Below are 18,915 nucleotides of genomic sequence, written 5' to 3' on the forward strand. Positions count from 1 at the left end.
GCTGACGGTCTCGGCGGTGCGGACGCTCATCACGGGGCCCTCTCTCGGGGTGGGTTCTCGGTGGGACGGGGGTGCCACTCCCCCGCCGCCGGGGGGTGAGGGTGGTCCCTGTCTCGGATGTGAGGACAGGGGGCGGGGCAGTCAGCCCCAGGTGACGCGCAGGCCTCGGGCCTGGGCGTCCTCGGCCAGCCGGTGCAACTCCTGCAGCCGTGCCTGCGTGTAGCCCTCGCCGCGGCCGCAGTCGACGAAGCGGCCGTCCGTAACGGCAGGACGCCCGGCATCCTCGGGATCGAGGGCAAGCGCGAGCAGCACGCGGCCGAGAAAGACCCGGGCGTCCTCGTCGCCGTACGGCTCGGCGTACCCGAGAGCGCCCAGCACGCGAGCGGCGTTGGAGTTCGCCATGTCCACCGGCTCACCAGTGAGTTCAGCAGTGAACGTGACCGACATGGGTGACTCCGTCTCTCGCGAGTGTGTGTTTCGGGTGTTGGCCGACTGCCACCGCCGACCAACAAGATAACTATATCCCCGGCGAATCACAACGGCAATACCTGCCCCACACCGGGTTCGCCCAGACCGGGGCGCAGCCCGTTGGGGGCACAGCCGGCCCCGCCGCTCCCCCGCCGGAGCCGGGCATGGACTACGCCGACGCCCCGACCGCCCGGGTCTGACCGGCTGACGACCGGGGCGCAGCCTGACCGGATTCGGGGCGGGCCGGGGGCGGGGTCCTGGGGGCAGGTCCGGGCCCGGAGCCGTTGGCCCCTGCGGAGCACCCCGGCTTACTCGAGCGCGCGCGTGATACAGCACGCAGCCTTAGTGCCGCAAGGATGACTTGCAGCCACAGCATTGCCCGCTATGCACCGGTTCAGCGCTCTTGGAAAACTATCTCGGCGTCCCGCGCGATGTTTTTCCCACTTCCCCGCTACGTCGTGCCGAAGGCAACGCGATATGACTGGGGGTGGGCTAGTGACGCCGCATCTGATGATCGAGCAACTGAAGAGCGTCGTTCCCGAGCGAATCGGGATGATCCGGGATGAAGATCCCGCGGCCAGAGCAGCACGGCGGCGGGCTGAAGACGCGACCCTGGTCGAGCGGCTCCGGCTGGCTGATTTTGAGGGCCTGGAGATGGAGCTGGCACGCGAGAGGCTGTGGGCCTACGCCGTGGTGACGCTGAACGCGTGGTGCGCGAGCGGCACGATCGTGGAGCGCGTGCGTGCCTCCTCGGAATTCCACGGCAGGTTCGAGATGCAGGACCGGCACAGCGACGTGCTGCGCGCCGCCCCGGAGGAGCGCATTGACCTCACGCTCTCGGCGGTGGCCGGCGCGTGGCCGTCCTTCCTTGAGTACGGCCTCCGCGGCGGCAAGTGGGATCCGAACTGGGAGCCGGAGACCGCCGTGGCGGACAGCCGGGGCTCATCGGCCGCAGGGCTGCGGACGTACTTCACCAAGGGAGTTCTGCAGTACTTCCCCCGCGAGTACTGGAAGTGGGCCACAGCCCAAGACCTGCGGCTTGCAGAACTGGGTGTGCTCGACGACTGGACGGTGCGCCTGGAGCCGTGGTGGCCGGGCGCATCGCATTTCGAGGACGAAGACGTTGTCGTCAACGATTGGCTCAACCGGCTACTGACATCCCTGCCGCCGCAGACCCGCCATATCTTTCGCATGGTCTACGAGGGCCACACCTACGCCGAGATCGGCGAGGTCCTCGGCATCACGGCAAAGATGGTCGCCGACCGGATCTACCGTGCCCGCCAGCGCCTGACCACAGCACGGGAGAGCCTTCGTCAAACGATGTCAGCAACCCATTCGTTCATCCCCCAGGGACCGGACGACCGGATGGCCAGCGCGCTCCACCAACGGGCGCGGGAAGCACGGAAGGCGTCGATCCGCCGATGAACACCACGACCGCCCTGGCTGTGCTCTACAACTTCGTCATCCACGACGTCGCGGGAAACCTCGCCGCCAGCCTGGTACTCCTGACCGCGACAGCCAGCTGGCGCCGCCTACGCGTTAACCGACAAATCCGCCACAACAGCACACCGCTCAACGAACCCGAAACACCACCCGACAACTAACACATCCAGCAACCACCCCGAGACGGGGCGCAGCCAGCAGGGCTGCGCCCCAGGGCGCAGAGACCCGTGAGCCGAGGGGACCAGCAGCGCGAAGCGAGAGAGCCGGACGCGCAGCGCCCCCAACGACCGGCTGCCGGACCCGAAGGTGCGTGAGAGCGCGCAACGCCCGGACCGGACCGCCCCACCGTGCGACACGGACGGCGCAGCACCCCGCCCCCGGAAAGGGAGGCGGAGCGCTGCGCCCTAAAGTCGGAAAGCGTTCGAACGGAAGCTATGAGGCGTACGGGTTACCTGACTCATCAGTAATCGAGATTCCCTGCCAGAAATTGACCCTCACGCGGTCGTTTGACCCGACCCCCGGGGACGGGCCAAGGGGCGCTGCCTGTGCCGTGCCAGCAGTGCTCACGGCAGCCACGAGAACCATGGACGGTACGGCGATCAGAGCGGCTGCCCTGATCTGCATGATGGTCTTGCGCTTCATCGGCTCCCCAAAAATTCGTCGTCGGGCGCGCGCCCGGTGCGTTCCTTAAACGCTCTCGGAGTAATCCGGTCACTGTGGCGGTCCGCTATCGCGCCACTCGCAACCGCTGGCGCCAGCCCGACTCGTTGGCGACACCGAGGTTCACTTCCAGCGAGCATCCGAAACCAGCACCGGTACCCGTTGTCGCCGCCGGTGATCGGCAACGACGCATGTCTTCCCGGCGTCGCGGGAGCGACCGTCGCGCGGGACGCAGCGGCAAGACCATGACCATCGCTGATGGCGGCTATCCAGGCACTGGAGTCGTCATGCCCCACCGTCGGAGGGCGGGCGAGTAACTGCCCGCCTGGAAACAGGAGCACAGCCGCTCACACAAGCGGATCCGCGCCCGCGTCGAGCATGCCTTCGCACGGATGAAAAGCCTGGGAGATCCTCCGCGACTGCCGGCTGAAGGGCGAAGGCGTCCACCACGCGATGCTCGGCATTGCCCATCTACAACCTTGCGCGCAGCGCGTGACCACACTCAACCCAAGCTCCTACCCGTTCAAGATTCGATGGGCAGGAGCTGGACCAGGCCAACCCAGTTCTCCTCGTCCGCCTTGGTGTGGGTGGCACGGACCTTCCAGTGACCGGCGGGCAGCGGGACCGATGCCTGGGCGGGCATCCCGCCGCCGGGATACTCGATGTCCAGCTCGGCGCCTGCTTCGGCAGAGTCCATGAGCGTGGCTGGACCGTCCGACACCCATGTGCCGCACTCCTCCCACTGAGTAGCCGCATCTGCGAGGACAGCCCTGGCCGCAGCCTTCAGCTCGGCTTCGGAGTCGGCGGCAAGCCACCGCAGGAAGGCTCGGTGCTCGGGTAGAAAACAGCTGGTAGCGGGCTCGTCCGCCAGCACCAGTGCCTGCGCACCGTTGTCTCCAAGGGCGATCACACCGGCCAGATCATCCACCGCGCAGGCTCGGTCGTAGTCGTCTGGAGTGGTGGCGTCTCCCGCCAGGACCCCGGTCTCCGTACCCCCACGCCATGCAGCCAACGCGGAGACGGGGACGACGATCAAAGGCCCGCCCATCGACTCCACCCAAACAGGAGAGATGTGAGACGCATCGGCTGCAGTGGACGAAGAGATGCTCATGCCGTCAGTGTGCCCGCGCCCACTGACAACGCCCACGGCGGCCCAGTAACGCCCATGGCAGGAACGGGCCCGGGCCTACGGCGACCGCAGTTACGGGACAGCCCTTAGCCAGCACCACACACCCAACACCCGGGTGATGGAGAGGAGCGAAGCAAGGGAGCCGGGCGCGGAGCGGCTAGTGCCCGACTGCCCGTCGTCGAGGTTCTCGGCCCAGAACGAGCACCATCCCATTACAGACCGCCCCACACGACATAGCCGTCTAGGGTGTCGACGGTCTTCTGCGGAGGAGTAACGGAGGGGATTTCGTACAGCCAGTCACCGCGGCCGGTATCCCACTGCAGGGTCACGGTGGACACCTGCATGGCGCCCGCCGCGAACCGGGACACTATCTGCAGGACCGCGGTCTGTGGGGTGTAGGTGACGAATTGGTACCCGGCGAACTGGCCCAGCTCGCCGGGCACCGGGGTGACCGGTTCCGCGGTCGCCTCGTACGCCCGCCGCTTGTCCAGCAGGACCTGCTTGCCGTCACCGTACGTCTGCTTCTCGACCACCGTTTCCCAGTTCTTCGTGAACGCGTACCGGGTACCGATCTGCGCGGCGGCGAAGAGCGCCCCCGTCGGCGAGTGGGCGAAGCACTCGGCCACGTCGCCGTCGACGACCGCGGGGCCCGCGGTCTTGGACGCCGGTACCGCGACGGTGCTGACGAGAGCCCATTCCGCAACCGGTGCCGTCCGCGGTATGTCTGTCGATGTCGCAAGCTGGGGGCAGCCAACGGCAGTCTTCTCCGCTGCCTGCGGATCAGCCGATGCCTTCGCCGCGCCATGCGTCGCCGAGGCAGTCGCCAACGGGGCTGCAGACGGCTTGCCGTCCCCGCCATCGCTACTGCTACCGCTACAGCCCGCGAGCAGCAGAACAAGCGACACAGCGCTGTACACCGCCACCACGCGCCTCTTCCGAACCGTCACCATCCAGGCCACCCCCGCGAGTCCGTGATCACTCGCGCTCACCGTAACGCGACGCAGCCACACCGTCACGCCCCTGCCCCGGAGCAGGGCAGAGAAAGGGAACCCCTCTCCTGCAGAGCGGCAGACGTCGTCCACCAGGCCCACCAGAGATCCAGAACATCTCGTTGCTATCGCCGCCCCGCACCAAGACGCCCCGGCGTGGATGTTCGCATCTGGCATTCTCAGGCAAAAGTTAACGAGATGCCGCTCTGGCCCCAAGTGCCGCGTAGGCAGCAGGCGTTCGTCGCCGTATGGTGCCGGCTACAACGCATCGCGACCAGGCACTCACCTTGGATGGTCACCTCTCCCTCGGGGGATGAGGCAGGGGCTGGAGGGCCGATGAGCATACGCACGGCGGGGGAGACTTTCGTGGCAGCAGCATCACACCTGAGCAGTAACGGGAAGAGGCGGTGGAACGCACCCGTCATCGTTCCCGCGGCTCTCGTCGGGGTTGTGCTCATGACGGCCGGATGCAGCACATCCGGGGACAAAGCACTGCCCTCGAAAACGAGTGCGCCTGCAACGCCCGTCCCGTCCGCCGACCCTGAGAAGGCGCAGAAGGACGCCGTGCTGACGGTGTACCGGAAGATGTGGGCCGCCCAGATAAAGGCGTACTCCTCCGGCACACTCAGGGGAGCCGGCTTGGAGAGCGTCGCCGGGGACAAGGCCCTGTCGAAGGTCAGGGTGACGGCCCTGTACTACCAGGAGCACGGCAGCGTCATGAAAGGCAAGCCGCAGCTGTCCCCGAAGGTGACCGCGATCAGCGAGGGCCAGGCGGAAATCACCGACTGCATCGACAGCACCCACTACGTGCAGATCAACAAGAAGACCGGCAAGGCGGTCGGACTGCTCGACAACAACCGGCGGCACATAGCGACCTACAAGGCGCACACCATCGCGGGCAAATGGCTGATCACCGACCTCAACATCGACCGGAACCGCACATGCTGAAACCGGTACGGCGGTAAGTTGCGGAGCCTGCGGTGACCGCGATAGCGCACAGGGCCGCATCAACGCCGATGAGGCTGCGCTGCCCCTTGAAGCGGAGGCCGATCCGGGCTTCCAGGATCGGTGTACTCCTCGGGCAGGAGATCCAGACCCACGGCTACACAGGTGGATACGGGGCTATCCGCAAATACCTTCGTCCCTTCCTGGACTGCACCCCGGACGACCCCGCCACCATGCGCACCGCCCGCGACCGGACGGCCGACCCGGTCACCGTGAGCGCGCTGGACAGCGAACTCGCCGACCTCGACCGCGAGCACACCACCATCCGCATAGCGCTGCGGAGCCGCTTCGACGGCCTGGACCACGACCACATCTGACCCGCACAGCGAGACGGCCCCGGTGCAGCCGCCCGGCCGAGGCGGACCACATATGAAGCCTCGCCGACGGGGGGCGGCGAGGCCGCAGTCAGTGTGGCAGGACCAGGCCGCCGTTGTGCCCGATTCGCCGTGCGGAGCGGAGCGGCGGCAAAGCGCGGCGGGAGAGTGAGGACCCGATGAATGACCAGTTGACCGATCGGCAAGCGAAGGCTGTATCCGGGACTACATCGCCGACACGGGCGAATGCCCGACCATCCGGCAGCACCCACGCCAAGATGCGCCGCCTCGGCGAACAGGCCATCTCAAGGGTTGGCGCCTTCGGCGGAACCTTCGCCGCAGTGCCAACCGGATTACGTCCCCTTGGACGCGCCCCTCTAGGACAGGCAGGCCCTGCGCACCTTTGGATCCGTCCATCGCCCGTGCCCCCATTCCCCCTTCCCGCTCCGGCCTGCCACGCCGATAGCATCTTCGAACGGCTGCTCGGACGGGAGACTTGACGCGTGACAGCACTGAACGAGGACCCGGAGACAGGCGTGGCCGGACGCCGCACTCCGCTGGATCCCGACCGAATGAAGCACCTGGAGTTCATCCAGGCAACAATCACCCGCCTGGGCAACAACTCCTTCCTCATCAAGGGCTGGGCGCTCACCCTGGCCGCGGCGTTCCTCGCCCTGTCGGCCGGCCAACGGAGCTGGGAGATTTCGGGTGCCGGTGTGGTACCGCTGCTCTGCTTCTGGTTCCTGGACGGCTACTTCGTACGCCAGGAGCGGCTGTTCCGGCGGCTCTACGACGCCGTACGCCGCCCAGACAGCACGGTCGAGCTGCTGTCGATGAACGTGGGCCCGTACGGCCTGGACACCCCGCTCCGCGCCGCGATCCTGTCGCAGACCCTCGTACTGTTCCACGGGGCGCTGCTGGCGGCCGACGTCGCACTCATCGCCGTGTGGCTCTGAGCCCGGCCCGGACCCGGTTGGCGAGCTCGTCCAGCGCGGCCTCGTCACAGGCAGATTCGCGCGGTGGCCAGAAGTCGCCCATCGCGTCCCCGACCCGGCGCGGGACCAGGTGCACATGCACGTGGAAGACCGTCTGCGAAGCCACCCGCCCCGCCGAGTTGATGACGTTCATACCGTCCGGAGCGAGGACCGCGCGCAGGGTCCTGCCGACCGCGAGCACGGCGTGCGTCAGCTGCTGCACGGTGCGCTCGGGCATCTCCCAGAGATCCACAGCATGGACTCGGGGCACGACCAGCGTGTGCCCCGCGGTCACCGGGGCCAGCGGAAAGAACGCCACCGCGTGGGCGTCCTCGTAGACCACACGCGCGAGCGTCGGGTTCGCGACGATGTCGCAGAAGTCGCAGGTCTTCATCAGGCGCTTCCTCCTCATTCTCCGCACGTCACGCGTCTGCATCTGGTAAGACCCTGCCATGGGTGGGATCTTCGTCAATTACCGCAGGGGAGATCACTCCGGCGCCGTTCTCGCGCTGCACGAACGGCTCGCCGGACACTTCGGCACCGACCAGGTGTTCCTCGACAAGCCGTCGATCGTGCCGGGACGACGCTATCCGGACGTCCTGCGCGAGCGGCTGGCTGACTGTGACGTCCTGCTCGTCGTCATCCACTCGGGCTGGGCCGCCGAAGCGGACGAGCTAGGGGTCCGGCGGTTGTACCGCGAGGGCGACTGGGTCCGGCTGGAGATCGAGACGGCACTGGAAACCGAAAAGATCGTCATCCCCCTCCTGATCGCGGGCGCGGAGCCACCGAATCCAGGTGATTTACCGGAGAAACTGCGCGAACTGACCCTGAAGAACGCCCACTTTCTGGCGCCATTCGAGGGGGGCGAGGACGAGCGGTGGGAGGCGAGACTGGACGAGCTGATCGACGTACTCGAGCCACACGTCTCCCGCCCCTGGCGGCCGAATCCGGCACCGGAGCCAATCCGATCCCTGGGCCCACGACGCCGCCGACCCGCGAGCGGGTCTCCGGATGACCACCGACCGCGGGCTCATCGACCGCGCCTTCTCGCAGTGGGCACGGCCCTCCTGGCCGTGGCGCTACCCGTCGCGGCCGCCATGCAGGCGCCGTACGGTGCCCCTCACGGCCGGGACGAACCGGCAGCGACGATGATGCTCACTGTCCTGTCGGTCGTCGGCATGGCCGCGTGCCTGTTCGCAGCGTTTGTCGGGCGCGTGTTGCTCCGGCGCGCAGTAGACGGTTGGGAGCGCTGGCTGCACGGAGTCTCGATGAGGAAGTACTTCGTGGTCACCGCGGTGGTGCCCTTCGCCCTCATCTTCGTCGGCCTGACTTTTGCCATGACCCTCCTGGCTGCGTCCTGGTCGATGGGGATGGTGCTGCTGCTGGTCCTGTTCGTCACTGTCGCAAGTACAGCGGCGCGCTTCATCGAGGCTGAGAAGCAGGAAGCAAAGCAGTGGGACGCGTGGCCGACGGCGCTGCCGATTGCCCCCGTACCCAGGCGGGACCTACGGCGTGCGGTCGCGCGGCTGGAGGAACGGATGAAGCCCTGGAAGCAGCCGCTCACCCGCGAACAACAAGATAAAGCCCATTGGGAGTTGCGGGAATTCGACCGGGCCCTGGAGGAGGCGGAACAGGCAGCCGGACGATCGCGACTGGTGTGGCTGTACCAGGACCGGTTCCCGCACTCCGCCGGGTACATCCTGTGGATCTCGATCAGCGCCTCGCTCGCCCTGGTCTGGACGCTGTCCCTCGTGGCAGCGGGTGAGGCCGTCTGGATCACGTACACGTTTCCGGGGGTCGTTACGCTCACCGCCACCGCATTGGCGCTGACCACGTGGGAAATCGACTATCGGCACCAGCGCTGGCTCCACCGTGCCGTGATGGCGGAACTTGCACCGCGCACGAAGGCTCTCCGGGCACAGGTGGCGGAGTTGAGCGCACCGGCCCGTTCCAGGCCTTCCCAGTCTGGCGCGACGATTCGCTGATCAGACCGACACATATGGGATATTGTTGTTTCATACGCAAGGCAGTGGCAGCCACGCGCTGACCGGAAACACCCCAGCAGTGAGGCTCCCCGAGCGGGGTGAAGGACTCGGCGCCGTCCGCGTACCGGATGTCGACGTCGCCGGCGACATGGTCCAAGTCGATGGAGCCTGGCGGACAGACCGTGGCGGCAAGCCGGCCTCCTTCAGGCGTTGGAACCCCGCGAGGTTTCCCGCAGTCCGTCCGAGGGCCCATGGCGAGATGGACACGCAGGCCCGACCGTCCTTCGAGGCGGTGGGCCGGCGCTGCCCGGATCGTCCGGCAGTACGACGTTATGGAAGGACACCCCGTGATCACCGACTTGTTCGCACCCGGCGGAGGCGACGGCCCCAGACTTCGACCGCTGCTCCTGGCGGTAGCCGCCGGCCTGGCGGCCGCGCAGAGCGAGGCGTGGGCGAGCGCCCTGGGAACAGCGGCCGGGGTCTACGCAGTTGTTGTCGGTAGCGGCCGGAACAGGAGGCGCTAACCGTGGCCCGTACGAAGCCGTCCGAGGCGGACATGGCCCTGATCGCCGAGGTCAGGAAGCGCGGGTTCTCCGCCACCCCGACGCAGTTGGAGCGATGGCGTGAGCAGGTGTGGCTGCCGAGGAACCCTCGGGAGTGGCTCGGCCAGGGCCGGGGAAGTTCCTCCGGGCTGCGACCCGAGACCGTGGACCGGGCCGTATGGCTTGCTGCCATCTCGCGTCCCGGCAGGAGCCTTGGCGTCGTTGGCTGGGTGTTCTGGGCCCTGAACGACAACAAGGCGAGCGCGAAGCGGCTGCGGGCCGCACTGCTCACTGCGCTCGACCGTCCGTTCACGCGGGCCGGGATCACAGAGATCCCCGACGGTGACTCCGACGAGGCGTTCCAGGTGCGGGAGGAGGCTGCTTCCCGGCTGTTGAAGGGACGGCGCGCTCCGCAGCACGACTTCGACCGGACGCTGCGGGAGTACGCCGCCGAAGCAGGGTGCGACCTCCCTCATTCGCCGTTCTCCGTCCCGAACATGTACCACCGGGCCCTGCTCGAGCCAGGCGCGCGGATGATGGTTGGTGGCACTGACCACGTCTCGTTCGACGAAATCCTGGACTCGTGGGAAACCGCGTGGCCGCATCATGCCGAGAGCATCGAGGCCCTTCGCGCGTTCTACCGCGACGCCGAGTTCGCCGGTGCAGATGCGATGGCGCAGTCCCCCATGGCCGACGGGATGGCCGGCCTGCGTCGTGCCGTCGAGGACGCCGGCGACCCGGCGCTCTGCGCGGCAGTGCGTACCTGTACGAAAGCGTCCGGCACCCTGGCGGAACTCCTCAAGCGGGCGATACACGAGCCGGTGATCCTCACGCGCCTAATGAACCATGTGATGTGGGATCAATGGGTCCGCACCGGTGGTGTACTCGTCGACGGACAGGCCGGCGAGGCCGCCGTCGCCCTGAGCACCGTTCAGTTCCTGATCGTGCCCGGGTGGGCTGAGGACCTGGAACGCTACCTGGCGTTCATGGAGGCCCTATTGCTCGTCCCGCGCACCGACGCCGCCTTCACTGGCCAATAAAAGGCTGGGTACACAGCGAGACCCCGGAACGGGGCAGATTCCGGGGTCTCGTGCAGGCAGCTCTCCAGCGCGCGCCGGGCGGGGCGGGCAAGGGGCCAGCCCCGCAGAGCCTCTTGGCTACCTGGTCAGGTCGATCCGTACTGGCATCAGCAGGTGCCGGTAGCCATCACCGGCGATGTCGGGCCCGCCGGTGAGCAGCACGGGCTTGGTGGTCTGTCCCTCCTCCATCCCGCGGATGTGCAGGGTGATGGTGTCACCGGAGAACGTGCCGAGGGCGTCGAGCAGGAAGGCCGGGTTGTGGGACAGGATGTTGCCCCGGACTGTGTCGGCGCTGCCGTGCGTGATGGTGGCCGGGATGGTCATGCCCTTGGTGCGGGCCCGGTCGTCCGTGGTGCCGATGCGCGGGGCGAGGGTGAGGGTGCCGTCGTCGCTCCAGGCGAAGCTGACGGGGCTGCCCTTCTCGCCCTTGGCGCTGATGAGGGCCTGGCACTTCTTCGCGGCCCGTACAAGGGTGGGCCGGTCCACCTGGACGGAGGTGTCGCATTCCGTCGGGAACAGGCTCTTGTACTTGGGAAACTCGCCCTCCAACGGGCGCATGGTGACGGTGGTGTCGCCCATCGAGAGGGTGGCCCGGGCGGTGATGCCATCGCCGTCGATGATGCCGATGCCCACGGGCCCGTCGTACGCCTTCAGGCGCTTGGCCAGCGGGGCCAGCACGCCGGCAGGGATGAGGGCGGTGAGCGGCTTCTCGGGCGGCTGGATTGTGGCGCGGGCGGTGACTTCCGCGACCGCGAACCGGTAGCGGTCGGTGGCGGCCATGGTGAGCATCTCGCCGTCCAGCGTCATCTGCACGCCCGTGAGTGTCGGCAGGGTCTCGTCGCGGCCCGCGGTCGTCAGCACACGGTTCAGCTGCGTGAGGAACGTCTGCGCGTCCATGGTCGCCATGGCGGGCACCGCCTCCGGCGGGTGCGTGAACGCGTGGATGTCCAGCGCCGTGATCGGCACGGTGATGTGCTCGGTGGCCAGCAGGTCACCCGCGAGCGAAACATGTGTACGGGCGGCGACTGCCTTTGTCTCCCCCGCGGTCATCGCGGCGAGTGCCTTTCTCAGCTGCGCGAAATGCAGCAGCGAATAGCCCTTCGCGACGGGCGTTTCCACGGGCACTGTTACCGATACGGCGGTCCAGAAATCAAAGGTGCTGAGAGTGAGCCGGTTTCGACTCGTCTCGATGAGGACACCGCTCTGCGCTACCGGCTGCGCCGTGGCCGGTACACCGAATTGGGCGATGTTCAACGCCTCGGTGATCTGCGCGTGCAGAGCCGCGAAGTGTGCGGTCGGCTTGACGGGCTCCTTATCCGCCTTCTTTTCGGTGTTGACCTGCGTCGCGGTCGGGTCGGGCGCCGCGGCAGTCAGATCGCGCTCGGCAAGGGGGCTGGGCTGGGACATGACTCTCCCTCAAGTAGGGGTGCGTGCTTTCGGTTTGCTGGCCGACTGCCACCGCCGACCAACAAGACAACTATAACATTCACAGGTCACGTGAAGGAGTGTTTCGGGCCCCTATCTGGACACCATTTTGGCTGCTCACACGGCGTCTGAGCGACGCGTGCGGGGTGCAGCTCGTTGAATGCCGAGGGCGCCTCACGGGCGCGCAGCGATCGGGTCCCGGCCCGCGCAGCAGCCCGGCGGGCAGCAAGAGGTGTGGGCAGCCAGCCGGCCGCACCCCGGTGCCGTTTCCCGCCATGCAATGCCCCGTCCCTGGGCGAGGACGTCCGGGGCTTGCCATCACGGCAGCGGGCCAGCTTCGCTTGCTCATCGGGTCAGCGAATCGCCAGCCTGGTTGGACACGGCTGATTACCCTCTTTGTATGGATCACGCTTTCGCCGTGCGCAAGTTGACGGAGTTCCTCGCACTCGTCGGCGGGTACCTCTACGAAGTAGAGCGCGCTTCCAGGGAGGACGGGGCAGATTGGCCGGACTGGCCTCAGGAGCTTGTCGTACAGCAAGTTGTGGCCCGGCAGATCGCCAACGCCTACTCCCCCGGCCTGGGCGATGTCGAACGCGATGAGGGGGAGAATGACTTCTCGTACTGGTACCGGTCACGTACCGCTGCTGCTCAGGCGCTCGGGATGGCCTCCTCAGCTGAGGAGATAGCCGCCTTTCTCCGGCCTACGTCACCAGCCATCGCCGCCGACTCCCTCCATCCGTGGGTGTGGGAGCCAGCCGCCCCACTCTGGGCTGCTGAGGCTCGCCAGGACGCGGTCCTCGCCGCGGCTCGCACCCTCAATCGTCGGCTTCAGCAGAAGCTCGAACGCCACGACATCGGCGAGACCGATCTCTGCATGCAAACTTTCGATCTCAAGGAAGCTCAGCCGGGGAAACCACGTCTGCGATTTCCGGGCGACCGCTCCACGGCTACGTGGCGAGCGCGACAGGAGGGAGCAAAGTATTTCGCTGCCGGCGCCTTCCTCGCCATTCGCAATGTCGCAGCCCACGAGGAAGCTGTGGAGTGGTCCCGGGAGGATGCTCTGGAACATCTGGCTGCTCTGAGCGTCCTCGCTCGCTGGATCGAAGAGTGCACGACCGAACAGGTCCCATCGTCCTAACAGCCTCAGCAGCAGAGAGGCCCTTCGGAATCACGGCCTGGGGCTTCGCGCTGGTCGCCCTTCGCGCTCAGGCGCCTCGGGAGCGTCCGAGAACGCCTTACGCGGCCGCGGAAGTCACCGGCGACCCGCGCTACCCACCAAGCCGCTACCACTTGACTATCCGGTCGTTGGCTCGGCATGGACACTCTGCTCGAGGCTTCGCTGGTCAAGACACCGTGGGGCTTCCTCTGCCCGGACTGGTGCAACGATGCTCCGCCTGAGGGAGAGGCCCATATGGGCATGAACGGGCCCGGAGACTTCAGCGAGGTCGTTCACTACGGGCAGAGCACAGGCTGGACCTTCATGGAATGGCCCAAGCCCGACGAGACCACTCGCTGGCCCGGCATCTACCTGACCATCGACATCGCGGCACGCAGCGACTTGGACGGTTATCCGACCCGGCCCTTCCTGCGAGTCGACGAGGACGCGGAGGAATTCGAGATCCACGACCCCGACCGGGCGGCGTTGCTGTGCGAAGTCCTTTCCCGCACGACCACCCAACTCCTGGGCATGACAGCGAAAATCAGGGACTGGACGCCGCCGAAAGCCTCGTGACTTCCTGGAAGGCGCAGGGTCCATGGGGTCGCCTGCAGCCGCTCGCCAGGGAGGCCGACGCTTGTTGCCCGCCGGCCATGAACCACGTCAAGCCGGGTTTGCGGGAGGCTTACCCGGTCATCGGATGGCGATCGGGACGACACACGCCACCATGAGGGCCGCGTCGCCCGCCGCCGGGTGACAGTGCGCGGGGTAGGCCAGGGCACCCATCACTAGACCGGCAAGGACCACGAGCAGCAGGACGAGAAAGGGCAGTTCGTGCCGCTGGCGACTGGCCGGAATCGTCCCGCGCCGGGGCGACCTGCACCTTGATCAGCTGAATCCAAGACGGGTACGCTGGCCGTCGTTACTGTGTGTGGTGCAGCGAGGACAGTCGGCTGAACGCCGGTGACCTGGGCTGCCTGCAGGATGCGGGGGCCAGGTTGGATAGCTCCATAGCCGTGGCGGCTGGTGTTCCTCCCATCCATTTCGGAGTGCACGAGCTCCGTACCGGGAGCGCGGACGGGGCGCGGGCCGACTTCGAGAAGATGCTCGCTCAGCTTGCCGCCGCTACCACCCCAAATGTTCGGATGATCGCGGCCAACCCGGGCGACTGGGGAATCGACGCTTTCGCTGGCGACCTAGGGGGCGCCATCACCGTCTGGCAGTCCAAGTACTTCATGCCTAACACCACCACCAAACAGTCGCAGCAGATCCGTGAGTCACTCGCACACGCGCTTCAGGCTGCGGCGGACAACGATCACACCATCGCGATCTGGATCCTCTGTATCCCCTCCAGCATGGACGGCCCCGCAGCAAATTGGTGGGACCGTTGGAAGAAGAAGCAGGAGAAGGAGCACGACATCGTCATCGAGCTTTGGGACGAGACCGCACTCGTACAGAAGCTCCAAAGCCCCGAGGGCGACCATGTGCGTCGCGCCTACTACGAGCCCTTCACACCGGTGCTGGCCCAGGAGCAGCTGCGGCTGGTCGTGGACGTGGAGGATGACAAGGCTGCAGCGCTCGACTCGGCTCTCTTCGTGCGGCAGATGACGGAGGCCGGCCACGTCGAGCTGGACTCCGCCAAGCAGCAGTTCTTCAACGCTGATCTGGTCGCACGCGAGATCGTGCACAAGGCGGTGCCTACAGAGGTGGCGGCGCTCAGGTCCGCTGATGCCACCTTGCATGGTGTGTGGGAGATGCAGTTCAACGAGTGCTCTGCAGAGGATGCCATCAAGGCCCTCCATGGACGGGTCTGGCGCGAGGTGCGCAGCGAGCACGACAAGCTGCCGAAGGTGCTGCGTCTGGAGTTGGTGCACAGCTGGGGGTTGGTCCACCGGCTGGTCGACAACCGTCGGGCCGGCTGGGTCAAGCACTGGCGGCAGATCGCAAGCGGTCATCCCGACGGCTGAGACCGCCCGATGACCTGTCCCGCTAGACAATTGAGGAGGAGCACGCCGTGGAAGCACACCGGCCGGTAGCGATGCCGGAGGATGAGGTACCTTTCCGGCTCGCTCAGTTGCTGCTGCTCCTTGACGCGGTTGCCGGGCAGGACGCGAACGGGGCGAGCTTGGAGCGCATCGGCTACTACGACTTCCTGTCCGCGAACCCCTTCCTCGTGGTCCCTTCCGAAGGCCGAGAGGCCAGTCTCCTTCGACTGGCCGGGTTCGACCCGCAGGTTTTGGCATACGCCTCTTCCTCGCAGCGGTTCACCAGCCGTCGGGAGCGCATCCAGCACGACCTCGCGCTCCTGGTCGCCTACGGGTGCTGCCAAGTCCGCAACCACAAGGGCTCCCTCGCCTACTCGATCACAGCGGCTGGGCAGGAGCTCGGTGGACAATTCACAGCCACCTACGCCACCTCGTTCAGTACCGCGGCCGGCATCGTCGTGGGTCGGCTCCGCAAGCTCAGCGACAAGGGTCTGCGGGAGCAGACGGCTCGGTGGCTCCGGCCGGACGGGCACGGTGGCCCTGCGGCTGCCCTCATGAGTGTCCTGGGCCCGGGCCCGCGGGTGTCGGCAACGTCTTGGGAGGGATGATCACCATGGAGCCGCTTCCCGGCATTCGGATCCGACGCCTGCGCCTGGCCGGGATCGACCGGGCCTATGACGTCGACTTCACAGTCGGGCAGCAGGTACGGAACTTGTCGGTGATCGCGGGGGCGTTCAGCTCGGGCAAGACTGCCGTGCTGGAGTTCATCGCGTACGGGCTCGGCGCCAAGAGGCACCCCCGTCACCAAGAGGTGCTGCGGAAGGTCCGCTCCTGCCTTTTGGAGGTCGAGCTTTCCGGCGAGCCTCATGTGATCGAACGGTCGGTCGGAGAGCCTTCGAAGGTCGCCTTCGTACGTCGCGGAACACTGGACAGTAAGCCCGTGTCCAGGCCCGAGAGCAGGCTCATCGAGCCGCCCGGCTCTTCGGAGAGCCTGTCCGCGCTCCTGCTGAGCCACTGCAAACTCGAGGGCGTCCACCTGCGTGAAGCCCCCACCAGCCGCGAATCCCGCACGGACCCGCTCAGCTTCCGTGACCTGATGTGGCTGGCCTTCCTTCCCAACGAACGCGTCGCGGACAAGAACTTCCTCTTCGAGAACGACTACATGCGCAAGCACAAGCTGCGGCAGGTGGTCGACGTTGTCTTCGGGGTCCACGACGACCGTGCCGTCGAGCTCGGCCAACGCATACGAGAACTCGGCGGCCGGCTCAACCATGCGAAGGCCGACCTTGCAGCGGCGCGTGCCTTCGTCGAGGAACAAGCTCCCACCACACTGGGCGATGCCATCTCACCCCTCGCCTACGAGCGGGAGCTGGCCGACATCACAGCTCAGCTTCAGAACCTGGACCGGGCCGCTCAGGCGGGGACGGCCTTCGCGGCCCGACTGCGCCGTGAACACCAGCAGGCCGCCCAGAACTCCCGCCGGGCGGCAGCGGTCCTGCGGGACTGCGAGACGCAACTCGCTCGCCTGCTCCCGCTGCGCGCGCAGTACGCGGACGACCTCCTCAAGCTCGGCATGCTGGGCGAAGCCCAGAAGCTCTTCGACCCGCTGAGTGTCACCGCCTGCCCAGCCTGCCTGAACCGCCTGCCGGCTCGGCCGACAGCCACCAGTGGGCGCTGCAGCCTGTGCAGCCACGACCTGACCGACGCTGACGGGACGCTGACCTTGGGCGCTGCCGACGTCGGCAGCGCGACCGAAGGCAACCGCCTGGACGTTGCGGCCGAGACCCGGTCCACCAAGGCCCGCCTCAAAGAGATCACCGCCTACATCGAAAACCTGGACGTCTCACTGGCCGCGCTCAAGCTCCAGGCAGAAGACGCGGCGATCCTTGAAGAACAGGCATCCGCCGCGCTGGATGCGGCAACCTCGCCCGCGGTATCGCCATTCCTCGCCGCTCGCGACGACCTCCACCGCAGGCGCGAACAGGTACTCCTTCTCGTCGACCAGGCCGAAAGCACCGTGAAGCTTCAGGAAGGGCTCGCCAAGCGAGCCGCCACGGTGGAACGCCACGAGGCCGACATTGCCCGTCTGCGCGATGAACTCGCGCAGCTCGGGGACGTCACACTCGACCGCGATCGAATCATCGGCCAGATCAGCAGCCGCTACGGCGACCTCCTTCGGGAATGGCGCTACCCCAAGGTCAGTCAGCCCTTCATCAAACCTGACCTCACGCCATTCGTACGCGGTGAGCCCTACCAGGAGGCATCCTCGGGCGCCCGCACGCTCCTGACCCTTGCCTGGCAACTAGCCGTCTTCGAAATCGCCGTCGAAACAGGTGCCGCGCACCCCGGCTTCCTCATGATCGACAGTCCCCAGAAGAACCTCGGCCACGGCGGTACCCTCGATGCAGTGATCGCCGATGCCGTCGCCATCGACGACGTCTACCACCACCTCTCCGTCTGGCTCGCAAACCGAGGTACCGGGGCGCAGCTCATCGTCGTCGACAACAGCCCGCCGCTCCTCGCGGAAGGCAATGTGGTGGCCCGCTACAGCCGAAACGAGGACCAGCCTCCCTACGGGCTGATCGAAGATGAGACCAGCACAGAAGCGGAAGAGGCTGGCCGCTAGAGCTCCACGGCACTCTTGAGATCGCGGGCGAGCACGGCCGACGTTATGCAGGGGGCCCGCCGGGGAGGGAGTACTGGTCTCCGCCGGGGCATCGACGGTGGATCAGGCAGGTCTGGTGTCGCCGGAGGATGGCGGCGCAGGTGCGGACTCCGATGACGGCGGTGGGCTCGGTCGTCTTGATCACGAGGTTTGCCCCGGCACGGCGAGGCCTTGAGCGCGGGCTGCGGCGATGTTGGCGGCCAGCCATCCAGCTGTGTTGCCGCAGTCGAAGTACTGTCCGGTGACAGGGTGGATGAGTACGTCACGGTCGGGCGCGAATGCGGTAATGGCGTCGGTGGCCTGGTATTCGCCGTTGGCGGCGCGGGTGAGTTTCACGAAGTACGGGATTGCGTCGGCGGGGAGCAAGCTGCGGCTGATGTTGATGAACGCGGTCGGGGCGCTGTAGACGGCCTGCTTCTCCAGCAGGCCGTCCAGGAATTGGTGGCCGGCGGGGGCGTGCCGGGGCGAGAGGATGCCGTACCGGTGGGCGTCCGTGCCGGGGACGGTGGCGGCGGCGACCGCGCCCCGAGTGCCGGCGGCGATGCTGGCGGCCGCGAGGTCGGCGAGGTCGGATCCCCCGTCGGGGCGCAGGAGCAGGTCGTCGCCAGCAATGAGGAAGAAGTCCTGATCGGCGATGAAGTCGGCGGCGAGGATCGCGGGCAGGGCCGTTCCGTACCGGTCGCCGTCGCGGGGCTGCTCGATGAAGGTGAAGTCCGCCTGGTCGTGGAGGTGTGCGATCGGCTCGTACTTCTCCTGCCAGCCGCGGGCGCCGAAGTACTCCCTCATGCCGTGGTCTTCGGTGAAGTAGTGGCGGATCTGGCGGCCGCTCTCACCGGCGGCGATGACGATCGCGATCTCGCGTACCCCGGCGGCCAGGCAGTCGGCGACCGCGTAGGCCAGGACTGGCTGCTCCAGGACTGGCAGCATGCACTTGTTGAGCGATTTCGCGACGGGGAAGAATCGGGTTCCCATGCCGGCGACGGCGATGACGGCACGACTCACGCGCTGTCCCTTCGACGGGGCGGATCCGGACTCCGGCTGTCATTTGTCAGCGGCGGCTCGGCTGGATAGGCGCGCGAGTCTACGCATACCGTGC

At 67.1% G+C, this 18,915-nt stretch carries 18 protein-coding genes and 1 pseudogene; 13 read left to right on the forward strand and 6 right to left on the reverse strand.

All coding sequences use genetic code 11. The annotated features are described in order from the left end of the window. Positions 1–141: 141 nt before the first annotated feature. Complete coding sequence (locus tag AB0I23_RS28365) at positions 142–447, reverse strand: hypothetical protein (protein WP_330481515.1); 306 nt, start codon at positions 445–447, stop codon at positions 142–144. Between the two features lie 531 nt (positions 448–978). Between AB0I23_RS28365 and AB0I23_RS28370 the strand changes: the two genes are divergently transcribed. From AB0I23_RS28370 to AB0I23_RS28380, 3 genes and pseudogenes are all read left to right on the forward strand, one after another. Continuing rightward, positions 979–1,893: a sigma factor-like helix-turn-helix DNA-binding protein gene (locus AB0I23_RS28370; RefSeq protein WP_359113441.1), complete on the forward strand. Its 915-nt coding sequence runs from the start codon at positions 979–981 to the stop codon at positions 1,891–1,893. Continuing rightward, positions 1,890–2,072 (forward strand): hypothetical protein, encoded by a 183-nt coding sequence (locus AB0I23_RS28375; RefSeq protein WP_330481513.1) that lies wholly within the window; start codon positions 1,890–1,892, stop codon positions 2,070–2,072. Before AB0I23_RS28370 ends, AB0I23_RS28375 begins: the two co-directional genes overlap by 4 nt. Positions 2,073–2,807: 735 nt before the next feature. Further along, a pseudogene (locus AB0I23_RS28380) lies at positions 2,808–3,057 on the forward strand (transposase); the annotation flags it as partial. 37 nt (positions 3,058–3,094) lie between these two features. Here AB0I23_RS28380 and AB0I23_RS28385 read toward each other — a convergent pair. Together AB0I23_RS28385 and AB0I23_RS28390 are read right to left on the reverse strand one after the other, a co-directional pair. Next, entirely contained in the window at positions 3,095–3,682 is a 588-nt protein-coding gene (locus tag AB0I23_RS28385; protein WP_330481512.1) for an Imm21 family immunity protein, read from the reverse strand. Between the two features lie 230 nt (positions 3,683–3,912). After that, positions 3,913–4,527, reverse strand: a complete 615-nt coding sequence (locus tag AB0I23_RS28390) for a hypothetical protein (RefSeq protein ID WP_330481511.1) — start codon at positions 4,525–4,527, stop codon at positions 3,913–3,915. A gap of 726 nt (positions 4,528–5,253) precedes the next feature. Between AB0I23_RS28390 and AB0I23_RS28395 the strand changes: the two genes are divergently transcribed. The 3 genes from AB0I23_RS28395 (at position 5,254) to AB0I23_RS28405 (ending at position 6,964) form a co-directional block, all read left to right on the forward strand. Then, complete coding sequence (locus AB0I23_RS28395; protein WP_359113444.1) at positions 5,254–5,637, forward strand: hypothetical protein; 384 nt, start codon at positions 5,254–5,256, stop codon at positions 5,635–5,637. Positions 5,638–5,723: 86 nt separating this feature from the next. Then, the gene (locus AB0I23_RS28400; protein WP_330481509.1) at positions 5,724–6,011 is read left to right on the forward strand and encodes a hypothetical protein; all 288 of its coding nucleotides are present in this window, start codon (positions 5,724–5,726) and stop codon (positions 6,009–6,011) included. Between the two features lie 500 nt (positions 6,012–6,511). Next, complete coding sequence (locus AB0I23_RS28405) at positions 6,512–6,964, forward strand: hypothetical protein (RefSeq protein WP_330481508.1); 453 nt, start codon at positions 6,512–6,514, stop codon at positions 6,962–6,964. Here the strand turns inward: AB0I23_RS28405 and AB0I23_RS28410 are convergent. Then, positions 6,945–7,376, reverse strand: a complete 432-nt coding sequence (locus AB0I23_RS28410) for an HIT family protein (protein ID WP_330481507.1) — start codon at positions 7,374–7,376, stop codon at positions 6,945–6,947. The two genes, AB0I23_RS28405 and AB0I23_RS28410, sit on opposite strands and share 20 nt — an antisense overlap. A 58-nt stretch (positions 7,377–7,434) precedes the next feature. Between AB0I23_RS28410 and AB0I23_RS28415 the strand changes: the two genes are divergently transcribed. Together AB0I23_RS28415 and AB0I23_RS28420 are read left to right on the forward strand one after the other, a co-directional pair. Beyond that, entirely contained in the window at positions 7,435–8,967 is a 1,533-nt protein-coding gene (locus AB0I23_RS28415) for a toll/interleukin-1 receptor domain-containing protein (RefSeq protein WP_330481506.1), read from the forward strand. A 526-nt stretch (positions 8,968–9,493) separates the two neighbouring features. Beyond that, positions 9,494–10,549: a hypothetical protein gene (locus AB0I23_RS28420; protein ID WP_330481505.1), complete on the forward strand. Its 1,056-nt coding sequence runs from the start codon at positions 9,494–9,496 to the stop codon at positions 10,547–10,549. Between the two features lie 117 nt (positions 10,550–10,666). On the opposite strand, the gene AB0I23_RS28425 is transcribed toward AB0I23_RS28420, so the two are convergent. Then, positions 10,667–11,995 (reverse strand): DNA polymerase III subunit beta, encoded by a 1,329-nt coding sequence (locus AB0I23_RS28425; RefSeq protein WP_359113447.1) that lies wholly within the window; start codon positions 11,993–11,995, stop codon positions 10,667–10,669. A gap of 418 nt (positions 11,996–12,413) precedes the next feature. Between AB0I23_RS28425 and AB0I23_RS28430 the strand changes: the two genes are divergently transcribed. The 5 genes from AB0I23_RS28430 (at position 12,414) to AB0I23_RS28450 (ending at position 17,780) form a co-directional block, all read left to right on the forward strand. Beyond that, entirely contained in the window at positions 12,414–13,151 is a 738-nt protein-coding gene (locus AB0I23_RS28430; RefSeq protein ID WP_359113449.1) for a TIGR02391 family protein, read from the forward strand. 177 nt (positions 13,152–13,328) lie between these two features. Then, positions 13,329–13,745, forward strand: a complete 417-nt coding sequence (locus AB0I23_RS28435; protein WP_330481501.1) for a DUF6907 domain-containing protein — start codon at positions 13,329–13,331, stop codon at positions 13,743–13,745. Between the two features lie 569 nt (positions 13,746–14,314). After that, positions 14,315–15,136 (forward strand): serine/threonine protein kinase, encoded by an 822-nt coding sequence (locus tag AB0I23_RS28440; protein WP_359113453.1) that lies wholly within the window; start codon positions 14,315–14,317, stop codon positions 15,134–15,136. 47 nt (positions 15,137–15,183) lie between these two features. Next, positions 15,184–15,762, forward strand: a complete 579-nt coding sequence (locus AB0I23_RS28445) for an ABC-three component system middle component 2 (RefSeq protein ID WP_330481499.1) — start codon at positions 15,184–15,186, stop codon at positions 15,760–15,762. 488 nt (positions 15,763–16,250) lie between these two features. After that, positions 16,251–17,780 carry a DNA recombination protein RecN gene (locus tag AB0I23_RS28450; RefSeq protein ID WP_359113455.1) on the forward strand — a complete coding sequence of 510 codons (1,530 nt, stop codon included), beginning with the start codon at positions 16,251–16,253 and terminating at the stop codon, positions 17,778–17,780. A gap of 180 nt (positions 17,781–17,960) precedes the next feature. Here AB0I23_RS28450 and AB0I23_RS28455 read toward each other — a convergent pair whose 3' ends face one another. Further along, a complete protein-coding gene (locus AB0I23_RS28455) occupies positions 17,961–18,821 on the reverse strand; it encodes a sugar phosphate nucleotidyltransferase (RefSeq protein WP_359113457.1) in 861 nt (286 codons plus the stop codon). Between the last annotated feature and the right edge of the window lie 94 nt (positions 18,822–18,915).

Source organism: Streptomyces atratus (assembly GCF_040655115.1).
Taxonomy (GTDB): Bacteria; Actinomycetota; Actinomycetes; order Streptomycetales; family Streptomycetaceae; genus Streptomyces; species Streptomyces atratus_D.